Source organism: Clostridium sp. YIM B02569, assembly GCF_022320765.1.
Classification (GTDB): domain Bacteria; phylum Bacillota; class Clostridia; order Clostridiales; family Clostridiaceae; genus Clostridium; species Clostridium beijerinckii.
Genome location: NZ_JAKJJX010000007.1, coordinates 1 through 12,046 on the forward strand (window position 1 = coordinate 1; position 12,046 = coordinate 12,046).

Here is a 12,046-nt window from a genome sequence, read left to right on the forward strand (position 1 = left end):
TTTATCTGTTATATTAGAAATAAGCGTTGGTGATGCATCCATTCCATAAATATCATTAATTTGAGTTGCTATATCTCTTGTGGTCATTCCTTTTGCATACATTCCAATCACAGCACTTTCTAGGTGTGATACATCAGTTTGATGTTTCTTAACTATCGCCGGCTCAAATGAGCCTTCGCGGTCTCTTGGAACATCTAAATCAAATAGTCCTAAATTTGATTTCATAGTCTTTGTACTTTTTCCATTTCTACTATTTGAAGTGTTTTTATTTTCATAATCATGTTTAGCATATCCTAAGTGACTTTCCATCTCCGATTCCAGCATTTGCTGAAGTACCCCTCCAAATAAATCCTTTAATGTATTTTGTATATCTTCAGTCGTTTTTATATCAGAGTTACTCAAAATTAATTTTACTAATTCATCTCTAGATAAAGACATAGCCTGTGCTCCCTTCATTTGATAATTTATTATATCATTCTAATGAAGTTTACACAGACTATTTTACACTCTCTAAAATATATTTTTAAATTTTTAGTAATTCATAATTTCAAAAGTTAAAAATAAACATCTGAAAATTCTATTCTTATGCGTTCATCCTTATTTTTAATATTTCTATTATATATCGTATTTTCCTTAGCTACTGCTCCAGCTGGAAGCATCACAGTAAACTTGCTCCCTTTTCCATATTCACTTTCAACATTTATACTGCCACCATGTAATAGAGCAATAGATTTAACTAGACTCAATCCAATACCAGTACCTTCCGCATTTCTAGACAAAGATTTATCCGCTTGTTCAAATCTATCAAATATAATATCCATTTTTTTCTCTTCAATACCAATCCCATTATCCTCTACTGATATTTCAACCCATTCATTCATATCCTTAACATTTACAAATATTTCACCATTATCATTTGAAAATTTTGTAGCATTCGAAATAAGGTTTAGCATTATTCTCTCGATTTTTTCTGGATCACACGCAATAATCTTCTCTTCCGTATCCGTGTCAAAAATAATATTTAAGCCTTTAATTTTAACAAAACTTGTTACTGACATAACTATTTCTTCTACGACATTAACTATATTCACATTTAATAGGTTAAGTTGAAAAAATCCTGCTTCTATTTTTGATGAGTCCACTATATTGTTAATAAGCTTTGATAACCTATAGGTATTTAGCTTTATTGATTTAAAATATCTAATAAATATATCCTTTTTATTTATTATTGAATCATCCATATAATACATTTCTAATAACTGAGCCGTTGCCGAAATTACGTTTAATGGAGTTTTAAGTTCGTGAGATATATTAACTAATAACTCTTCCTGCTTTTTTAATGTATTTTCCATGATTTTATTCGTCTTTATTTCAGCAGTAACATCCATTTCTAATAATTTATTTTGTTCTTCTAGCATTTTTTCTAATTTTTTTCTTTCTGTGATATCCCTGCTGAATCCTGATACAGATACCAAATCCCCATTTTCATTATATGTAGGAACTAAATAATCCTCTATCCAGACATAATGCCCATCTTTATGCTTAAATCTTAGACAAAAATCTTTGGAAAAATCAGTGTTTTTATCCACTCTAGATTGCATAATATTGGTATCCTCAGGATGAACGATTTCGAATACAAAATGAGGGTCAGTATAGTACATTTCTAGTTCATACCCTAAAGTCTCTTGCATCGAAGGGTTAACATATATAAACTTAAATTTCGGTAAAATTTGAAATATAAAAAAAACGTCCTTAGTTTTTTCACATGTTTTAATTAATTGATTGTATCTCTCTTCAATGTGAATATATTTGCTTATATCAATAAGAGACAAATATGTCCCAACTATTTTAGAATCATCATTAAAAACAGGTTTAGAGACAACCTCAAAAAGTAACTGGTTGCCATCTTCTTTTAAAACTAAGGCCTCGAGACTTTCACGTGATAATAACTCATCAAATCTATAACCTAAGAATTTATCAATATTAGTATTTAAAATTTCATTTTGCATAAATCCTAAAATTCTATAGCAATTTTTAGAAATAAATTTAATAACTCCCTCAGTATCTACTTTAATAAGTAACTCTCTACTTATTTCAAAATTATCTGAATCAACATTTAAGTTCATTTTTCTATTCTCCTGACAATATATGTATACTAAATTCAACAGCAAGAATTAAACATTTGAGAGGCTTAATTTGGATTCCTTTCATATATTTACATAATTTCTCGCTAAAAATAATTATAACATATAATCACAAAGACATCTTAATTTTTTGTTTTTACTTTGATTACAGATGAAAATTTTTACACAAATACATTTAGTAGTTATAAGTATATAATTTATGGCCCCCAGAGGTTGTAGTCGAGAGTTTACGAACGACCTGCTAATAACTTAATCTCCAAATAAAAAAAGAGCCTTGTTACAGGCTCAATATTAATATTTACTTTATTACTTGCTCGACTTTTTTCAAAAGCATTCAAATGATTTTTTTGATACATCTTTCACAGATATATACCCTAAACTTTAAACTTAGACATTTCAGCTTTTAACTTTTCTGCACTTTCTTTTGTTTGTGTAACCTGTTCTAATACTTCATTGGATTTATGACTAATTTCTGAAACTTTATTTGCTATATCTACAGTTCCACTTGCTCCTTCGCTTGTTGCTTCTGCTACTCCATCTATAGTTTTTAAAATATCATTAATTGATGCTAAAAGTTCCTCTGATGTTGAACTAAAGTCCATAACAAGGTCATCTACAAATTTTGCATCTTCGCTATACTTTCCTGCTACTTCAAGCATATTACTATAGTCTCTCTTTACATCTTTAGACACAAACTCTAAAAGATTATTTGAATTATATGAGAGATCGTTAACAGCTTCTCTAACCTTATTTGTTACTTTCTGTATTTCTGATACAGTATCTTTTGACTGTTCTGCAAGTTTTCTTACCTCTTCTGCAACTACAGAAAATCCACGCCCTGCTTCTCCAGCTCTTGCTGCTTCTATAGCTGCATTTAATGCCAATAGGTTTGTTTGTTCTGTTATCTGCATAATTGAATCAGATAGTACATTAATTTCTTCAACTACTTTTGACTTTTCTAAAGCTCTTTCAAGTCCATCTTTTGTATTTACAAATGTGTTATGAGCCATCTTTTGAGAATTTTCAATATCTTCTTTAGTTTGTTGTGCTCTTTTATTTATTTCTCCTGCTTGAATCGCTCCATCTTGTGATTTTTCAGCTATTGATTGTACTGCCTTACCTATTTCTTGAGAAGTTGCTGAAGTTTCTTCTGCTGAAGCTGAAGTTTCCTCAATAGTTGCTGAAAGTTCCTGCGTAGTTGCTGAAACATCCTCTATATTCCCATTAAGAATTTTGACTTCATTATTTACTATGTTAACAACCTCTTCTATTCTATCTGATTCTTCTACAATATTTTTAATTAATGATTTTAAGCTTACATGTATATTATCTAAGGCTTTTGCCATTGTTCCTATTTCATCTTTTCTCTTTTTAAATTCTACAGGTACTTCACTTGTGAAATCTCCACTTGATAGTATGTCCAAATAATTAACTGAAATATCTAAAGGTTTAACTATATTTCTTGTGATAATCTTAGACATCAAATATCCTACTATAATAGAAACAGCTATAGATATAAGAAAGATTAATGTTATCTTTTTATAATTCTCATTGTTTAACTCATTAATCTCATCGGCTTCTTTTACAGTATGCACGGCTAGCTCTTTTAAATTTGCTTGAAAATTGTTGGCCACATCTTTAATATCTTCATTCTTTTCTAATGCTTCCTTTTGCTTTCCCTCTAAAGCAAGTTTTAATATCTCATCCATTGCTTGTCTATATGTTGATAAATCATTTTCTATCATTGGAATCATATCTTTTTCATGCGTATCTAAATCTACCTTTTTATAGTTTTGAAAGTTATCATCAAACATTTGCGTTCTTTGTTTAATGTCCTTCATTTTTTCATTTTGTTTGTCTTTATCATCTGGATATAATATTATGTAATACATATCTGCTTCAATTGCCCTTGCCTGATTTCTATTATCATTTAACCAGTTAATTGAATTTAATTTATTATTATACATTGATTCCATATTATCATTGCTTATTTTTAGTTGAATATAACCGAAAACACCAACAAATACTGTAAAAATCAATAGTATTGAACTTAATAATTGTAATTTACTTTTTATTTTGATATTACTTAATTTCAAAATAAAATCACCTCCAAATTCATTTTCGCTATTTTTTTATACCATTACTCTCTGCAAAAATATTGTTGCACTGCTTTATTGCCAAATTCGACATAAGAATGTATATTGCTATATTATCATTATATATTTAATATATTTCTTTATTAAATATATCCCATAATAAATAAGCATCATGTTGTTTAAAAACTACTTTAAATCAAATCACCCCGAATCTATGCTATTCCATAATACAAATAAAAAATAAGCTTATCAAAATCTGACAATAATCTCGCACTTTAAACCTATTTTCCCATAATATTCTTTTGTTTATAATTATAACACATTTTTTCTAATTTTATATTAGAATTTAATATAAATCAAAAAAAGATTAAAGTTTATTATTTTTTACTTTAAACTTTTGATTTATTATATTATTTTAATGTTTAAAATCCATTCTTTTAACAAAGACTATAAAATATAATTATTGCAAAAGGAGGAATTTTTCATGGCTAAAGTTACTGGCGTAGTTAAATGGTTTGATACAGAAAGAGGCTATGGATTTATATCTTGTGACAAAGGAGATGATGTTTTTGTACATCATTCCCAAATTAAAGATAAAGGTCCTGATAAAGATCTGCATGAAGATGAAAGTGTTACCTTCGACATTGAAAGTGGCGAAAAGGGACCCATGGCTACAAATGTTCAAAGATTATAATATACGATTCTAGATATATGGCTCAAAAGAATTCTATCATTTACTTTGTAGAATTCTTTTGAGCCGTTTTCTCTTAATATTTCCGTCTACCCAAAATCTTTGTTCTCCCCTTAACCCCATAGGTCGTAACGTCAAGAGTTAATATTTTTCCTAAATTTTTATGGCCCCTCTAATAGGAATTTCGAAAGTCAAATGTATTATTTGAATCTTAAGATGCTATTACGATTCGATTTCTACCTTGATTTTTAGCTTTATAAAGAGCAACGTCTGCTGATTTAAACGAAGTATCAAAGGATTTGGAAAAATTATCTTTTAATAAAGAAATTCCAAAGCTTGCAGTTATTTGTATTTGGAATTTATCAGTTACAATTACTTTATTCTGAATTTCTTGTCTAATATTTTCAGCTAATACATAGGCTTCATTAATTGAACTTTCAAAAAGAAATATAAGGAATTCTTCACCACCCCAGCGAGTAGCTAAATCTGTAGTTTTTATATGTTTTATTATGATATTACTTACTTCTTTAAGTACCATATCTCCAACCGAATGACCGAATTTATCATTTACATGTTTAAAATGATCTACATCTATCAAAATAAGAGTTGCGATTTTTTTAGATTTACCAACCATTCTCATTTTTTCAGAAACATTATTACTAAAACTCCTGCGATTTAAGAGTTTTGTCAATGAATCATGACTTGATATGTAGTTCAATTTTGTATTAATCTCTCTTAGAATTATGTTTTGAGCTATTTTCTCATAATTAGAATTATAAATTCCTGTTGAAATTATAATAATTGCTAAAAAGAAAATTAAACCATTTATAATGTTAGTAACTAACAAATTAATATCATTCTGAAATATTACCAATCCACCTAAATAAGCTAAGAATGGAATAGAATACACAGCTAAATTTAAGGGAGCTCTCAACATTATAATACTACTAAATATAATAAGATTAGCAATAAATACACTACTTACATTGCCCGGTTTAGCTTGATCTAAAGCATTAATCATAGCCATAGAGCTTAAAATTAATATAGTTAAAGTTGGAATTAATAACTTATTCATAACTCTAAATTTATCTTTACTATATTTAGTTAATACTTTTATAAGAATAAGTCCAACAAAAGAAACAATCACATTGAGTGAATGTAAAATAAAATATTTACTATCATTCCAAATTACATTTGAAGAATGGTTCATTAAGTAAGGGATATCATTAAATAATATGAATAAAATTTCAACTATTATAAATATAATAAGAATTAACTTCATTCTTTCAAGATTAGTTACATTAATATCATTAATAACAGTAGCCTTTTGATCTTCTGTAAGGTTTAAATCTAGCTTTTTCAAAAAATATAATTTATTCATGGAATAGTTCTCCTAATAGATTTTAAGATAATTATGAAGTATTTTTCGATATATATTTATAAATAATTACTTATAATAACATTTTACCACAAAAAAGCCAAATAGAACATATTAAGCCAGGATACATGAGACCATGGTACCATTTGTGAATCTCCATGTCCTCTCATGCAATATGCTTGTATAGATTTTTGATATATGCCTGTTATATTCTTCTCATAAAATGGTCTAATCCTTTTATTGATGTGGATGCAGTGCAAAATAATAAGGCTGAGATTTTCTAAATATAAGAAAATCTCAGCCTATAAATATGATCTTTATAACTCTGTGTACTTCTTGCTATTACCTTTAGCTTTTTCTACTGGATATTTCTCTTCGTTTTTATCCATTTTGCTATTAATGATTTCCTCTAAATCTACTCCTAATGAATCCGCCATATGTATGCAATAAACCATAACATCAGCCAGCTCTTCTAAAACATGTTCTTTATTATAGTTTTCTTCATCCCATAAAAATTCTTCTAGAAGCTCTCCTGCTTCTATAGATATAGCTTTAGATAGATTAGCTGGGGTGTGAAATTGACTCCAATCTCTGTCATTTCGGAATTTTCTTATTCTATTTATTGTTTCTTTCATATTATTCACTCTTTCTATGCTTTTCCAGTTTTTATGTTTATTATAGCATATATTACATAAAATTAATTTCATGAAGATCTCTAAGTATTATAAAGTTATACTATTTAAGAATCTATTGAAATTTAATTATTCTCTTGCCTTTTTGTTAATTTGTAGTATATTTGCAACAAGATGTTTAAAAAATAATTTTTTAAGGAGGTTTAACTATGAATACATTTAGATTATTTATTACTTTTATAAAATTAAATACATGTACTTGTTCATCTGTGAAACCTCGCGAAAAAACTGCTATGTGATATCTATCATTAACTTTTAGCGTTTAACTTTTATATTATTTTGCGTTGAACACAGCTCTGAATAGCTGTGTCTTTTTGCGTTTAAAAGTTTATAAAGTTGCTTTGTTTAACTTAGGGCACATTCAAAACTTGTTATTTATCTTCATGCACCTAATTAGAAACTTTATAAAGTTAACGCTCATGAGTTTATCGAAAAACTAGAAAAGGGATATGATACTGATGTAAATGAAAGAGGCTCAAGACTCTCCCTTGGTCAGAGACAATTAATAGCTTTTGCAAGAGCTTTAATTGCAGATCCAAGAATACTAATACTAGATGAAGCAACTGCAAATATTGATACTGAAACTGAATTATTAGTTCAAGAAGGTATAAAAAAGCTTATGGAAGGAAGGACCTCAATAGTAATAGCTCATAGACTTTCCACAATAAGAGATTGTGATAAAATTTTTGTACTTTCTAAAGGCATAATAGTTGAATCAGGTACTCATGATGAACTCCTTAAAAATCATGGTTATTATTATAAACTGTATTCAGCTCAATACAGCTTCCTAAAGCAGGATGCTTAAAAAACCTCAAGTTATCTAAAGAGTTTTATTGTGCTAGTTAAGATTGTTATAGTCTTTAAAAAAACCGTATTTAGTATATCTCTATGCTGAATACGGTTTTTTTAATCTTAAATATACTAATTAAGGTACTGTTAAGAAAATAACAAGTTAATCCATTAGCATATTGGGATTTGTTATTTTCTTGATAGTGCCTAAATCTACTTTTAAATTTTTAATAATTCATAATTTCAAAAGTTAAAAATAAACATCTGAAAATTCTAATCTTATGCGTTCATCCTTATTTTTAATATTTCTATCATATATCATATTTTCCTTAGCTACTGCTCCAGCTGGAAGAGTCACAGTAAACTTGCTCCCTTTTCCATATTCACTTTCAACATTTATACTGCCACCATGTAATTGAACAATAGATTTAACTAGATTCAATCCAATACCAGTACCTTCCGTATTTCTAGATAAAGATTTGTCTACTTGTTCAAATCTATCAAATATAATATCCAATTTTTTATCTTCAATACCAATACCATTATCCTTCACTGATATTTCAACCCAGTCATCCATATCCTTAATATTTACAAATATCTCACCATTATCATTTGAAAATTTTGTAGCATTCGAAATAAGATTTAACATTATTCTCTCGATTTTTTCTGGATCACATGCAATAATCTTTTCTTCTGTATCCGTATCAAAAATAATATTTAAACCTTTAATTTTAACAAAACTGGTTACTGACATGACTATTTCTTCTACGACATTAACTATATTCACATTTAATAGATTAAGTTCAAAAAATCCTGCTTCTATTTTTGATGTGTCCACTATATTGTTAATAAGTTTTGATAATCTATAGGTATTTAGCTTTATTGATTTAAAATGTTTAATAAGTGTATCCTTTTTATCTATTATTGAATCATCCATATAATACATTTCTAATAACTGAGATGTTGCCGAAATTACATTTAATGGAGTTTTAAGCTCGTGAGATATATTAACTAATAACTCTTCCTGTGATTTTAATGTCTTTTCCATGATTTTATTCGCCTTTATTTCAGCAGTAACATCCATTTCTAATAATTTATTTTGTTCCTCTAACATTTTTTCTAAATTTTTTCTTTCTGTAATATCCCTGCTAAATCCTGATACAGATACTAAATCCCCATTTTCATTATATGTGGGAACTAAATAATCCTCTACCCAAACATAATGCCCATCTTTATGCTTAAATCTTATACAAAAAGCTTTGGAAAAATCCGAGTTTTTATCAACTTTAGATTTTTGTATATTACAATCGTCAGGATGAACAATTCCAAATGCAAAACTAGCGTCAGTATAATATATTTCTAGGTCATACCCTAAAATATCTTTCATTGAAGGGCCAACATATACAAACTTAGATTCCGGTAAAATTTGAAATGTAAAAAAAACGTCCTTAGTTTTTTCAATTGTTTTAATCAGCTGATTATATCTCTCCTCAATGTAAAGATATTTGCTTATATCTATAAGCGATATGCATGCTTCAACTATTTTAGAACCATCATTAAAAACAGGTTTGGAGACAACCTCAAAAAGTAACTGTTTACCATCTTTATTCAAAACTAAAGTCTCGAAACTTTCACGTGATAATAACTCATCAAAGCTATAACCTAAAAATTTATCAATATTAGTATTTAGAATCTCATTTTGCATAAATCCTAAAATTCTATAACAGTTTTTAGAAATAGATTTAATTACTCCATCTTTATCCACCTTAATAAGTAGCTCTCTTTTTATTTCAAAATTATCTGAATCAACATTTAAGTTCATTTTTCTATTCTCCTGACAATATATGTATACTAAATTCAAAAGCAAGTGTTAAACATTGAAGAGACTTAATTTTAATTTCCTTCATATATTTACATAATTCCTCGCTAAAAAATAATTATAACATATAATCACAAAGCCATCTTAATTTTCTGTTTTTACTTTGATTACAGATGAATTTTTTTCAAAAAGAAAATATTAGACCTCGGAGGTGGTAGTCGTGGATTTACTAGCGACTTGCTAATACTTGTATATGGAAAATCCTGTTTCCCCTGAGGGTACTTTAGAAGTCCAAATAGCTAAATTTATTAATATAAAATATCTAATTTAATTGCAAAAAAGAACCCTTGTTTTAGGGTTCTTTCAGCTTTAAAGCGTATTGGCTTTCTCTATATATTCTCTTAAAATTCCACATGTATGATTAAATTGTGATTTTTCTTTTTCCGTTAAGTTTATTTCAACAATTTCTTCTACTCCATTTTTGCCTAATATAACAGGTACACTTGCAAAAACATTTTCTTCACCATATTGTCCTTCTAATAATGTAGATGCAGGAAGTATTCTCTTTTCATCGTGAAGTATTGCTTTAACTATTTCACTTAAACCTACGCATATTCCAAACTCTGTACATCCCTTTCCAGCTATTATCTCATATGCTGCATTTGCTGTTCTACTAGCTAACTCATCTAAATTAAGATTTCCATAAGTTTCTGTTTTTTCCTTCATCAAATCAAATAATGGTTTTCCACCAAAATACACATGTGACCATGGTACCATTTGTGAATCCCCATGTTCTCCCATGCAGTATGCTTGTATAGATTTTTGATCTATGCCTGTTTCATCTGATAATATTCTTCTAAGCCTTGATGAATCTAACGTTGTTCCAGTTCCAAATACTTTATTTTTCGGAAAACCTGTTTTTTCCCATATATAATTAGCTATTACGTCTACTGGATTTGATATAACTATAAATATACCATTAAATCCTGATTCTAGTATTGGATCTATTATAGTATTTACTTCGTTTATTGTATCTTCTAAGTAATCTAAACGTGATTTATTATCCTCTGGTGGAACTCCAAGACTTACTACTACAATATCTGCATCTTCGCAATCTTTAAAAGTTCCTTTTTTACTTTTTACATAATGAGGTAAATATGAAATTGTATCACTTAAATCAACTGCTTCTGCATTTGCTTTCTTTTCTATTTTATCAATCATTACAATTTCATCACATATACCCTGTATTGCTAGAGAAAATGCACAATGTGAACCTACATTTCCACTTCCAACTATTACAATTTTCCTGGTTTTTATACTCATTTTTAATCACCATCACTTCCATTAATAATTAGGGGCATGAAATAAAATAACAAGTCCAATTTTTTTGATTGTGCATTAGTAAATTAGTCCCTACTATTCAACAATACCACCTGTTGCTTTTTCAGCATTAGCTTCTATATCTGATGGAATCTTAATATTCAATTTCTTTGCAACATCTGTATTTATAACTACTTTTATTTCACTTAATTTTGTTATTTCAATTTCTGAAGGCTTCTTTCCCTCAAATATTTCTGCAGCTTCAAAGCCTGCTTCTTTTCCTAATTCATAGTAATCTATACCTAATGTTGCAAGAGCGCCTTTACTAATCGCAGCATCTTCAGCACCAATTACAGGAATATTTTTTTCTAAACAAAGCTTACCTACTAATGTATAGCTTGAAGCTACTGTATTATCTGTTGGTGTGTATAGTGCATCAATTTGACCAAGAGCACTTGATAAGTTTTGATTTATTTCATTTGTATTAGTGACCGCTATTTCTTTTACTGTAATTCCATGTTTTTCTGCTTCAGCCTTAAATTCATTAACTTGAATTACAGCATTAGTTTCTGATGAATTATAAATTACCCCTACAGTTTTAGCATTTGGAATTAACTTTACTAATAATTCCATCTGTTTATCTACTGGAGTCTTATTTGACGTACCTGTAACATTAGTGCCTGAACTCTTCCAATCCTTTGCAACTCCTGCTTTTACTGGATCTACTACTGCAGAACATACTATTGGTATATCTTTAGTAGCATTGTACGCCGCTTGAACTGCTGGTGTTGCAATTGCAAAGATCAAATCCTTCTTACTATCTGTAAATTGTTTAGATATGGTTTGTGTATTTGATTGATCACCTTGAGCATTTTGCTGATCAATTTTTATGTTTTTTCCTTCTTCATATCCTTTTTCTTTCAGTCCATCAATAAAACCTTTATTAGTTAAATCTAATGCGTCATGTTGTACTAATTGTATAATTCCAATATTTTTCACTTCTGATGAAGTAGTTTTCTCTGTACTAGAACCTGTTGTATCTTGTCCACATCCCGAAAGCACTCCACCTACTAAAACTGTACATAATAACATTGCCAATTTTCTTTTTCCTACCATA

At 28.5% G+C, this 12,046-nt stretch carries 9 protein-coding genes and 1 pseudogene; 2 read left to right on the forward strand and 8 right to left on the reverse strand.

Going from position 1 to position 12,046, the window contains the following annotated elements:
- The 3 genes from L3B96_RS07910 to L3B96_RS07920 form a co-directional block, all read right to left on the reverse strand.
- Positions 1-438: transposase (locus L3B96_RS07910; protein ID WP_238860115.1), on the reverse strand; the 438-nt coding region annotated here is incomplete at its 3' end.
- Positions 439-554: 116 nt separating this feature from the next.
- Entirely contained in the window at positions 555-2,126 is a 1,572-nt protein-coding gene (locus L3B96_RS07915; protein WP_238860116.1) for an ATP-binding protein, read from the reverse strand.
- 392 nt (positions 2,127-2,518) lie between these two features.
- Positions 2,519-4,240, reverse strand: coding sequence for a methyl-accepting chemotaxis protein (locus L3B96_RS07920; RefSeq protein ID WP_238860118.1), 1,722 nt, complete (start codon positions 4,238-4,240; stop codon positions 2,519-2,521).
- Between the two features lie 484 nt (positions 4,241-4,724).
- Between L3B96_RS07920 and L3B96_RS07925 the strand changes: the two genes are divergently transcribed.
- Positions 4,725-4,934: a cold shock domain-containing protein gene (locus L3B96_RS07925; protein ID WP_023976494.1), complete on the forward strand. Its 210-nt coding sequence runs from the start codon at positions 4,725-4,727 to the stop codon at positions 4,932-4,934.
- Positions 4,935-5,142: 208 nt separating this feature from the next.
- On the opposite strand, the gene L3B96_RS07930 is transcribed toward L3B96_RS07925, so the two are convergent.
- Entirely contained in the window at positions 5,143-6,312 is a 1,170-nt protein-coding gene (locus tag L3B96_RS07930; protein WP_238860119.1) for a GGDEF domain-containing protein, read from the reverse strand.
- A 314-nt stretch (positions 6,313-6,626) separates the two neighbouring features.
- Complete coding sequence (locus L3B96_RS07935) at positions 6,627-6,944, reverse strand: nucleotide pyrophosphohydrolase (RefSeq protein WP_012058997.1); 318 nt, start codon at positions 6,942-6,944, stop codon at positions 6,627-6,629.
- A gap of 466 nt (positions 6,945-7,410) precedes the next feature.
- Here L3B96_RS07935 and L3B96_RS07940 point away from each other — a divergent pair.
- Positions 7,411-7,806, forward strand: a pseudogene (locus L3B96_RS07940) (ATP-binding cassette domain-containing protein); the annotation flags it as partial.
- 234 nt (positions 7,807-8,040) lie between these two features.
- Here the strand turns inward: L3B96_RS07940 and L3B96_RS07945 are convergent.
- The 3 genes from L3B96_RS07945 to L3B96_RS07955 all read right to left on the reverse strand — a co-directional run bounded on the left by L3B96_RS07945 (position 8,041) and on the right by L3B96_RS07955 (position 12,045).
- On the reverse strand, positions 8,041-9,612 hold the full coding sequence (locus tag L3B96_RS07945; protein ID WP_238860120.1) for an ATP-binding protein: 1,572 nt from the start codon (positions 9,610-9,612) through the stop codon (positions 8,041-8,043).
- Positions 9,613-9,978: 366 nt separating this feature from the next.
- Positions 9,979-10,932: an L-lactate dehydrogenase gene (locus L3B96_RS07950; RefSeq protein ID WP_238860121.1), complete on the reverse strand. Its 954-nt coding sequence runs from the start codon at positions 10,930-10,932 to the stop codon at positions 9,979-9,981.
- Positions 10,933-11,025: 93 nt separating this feature from the next.
- The gene (locus tag L3B96_RS07955; protein WP_238860122.1) at positions 11,026-12,045 is read right to left on the reverse strand and encodes an ABC transporter substrate-binding protein; all 1,020 of its coding nucleotides are present in this window, start codon (positions 12,043-12,045) and stop codon (positions 11,026-11,028) included.
- Position 12,046: the final 1 nt, after the last annotated feature.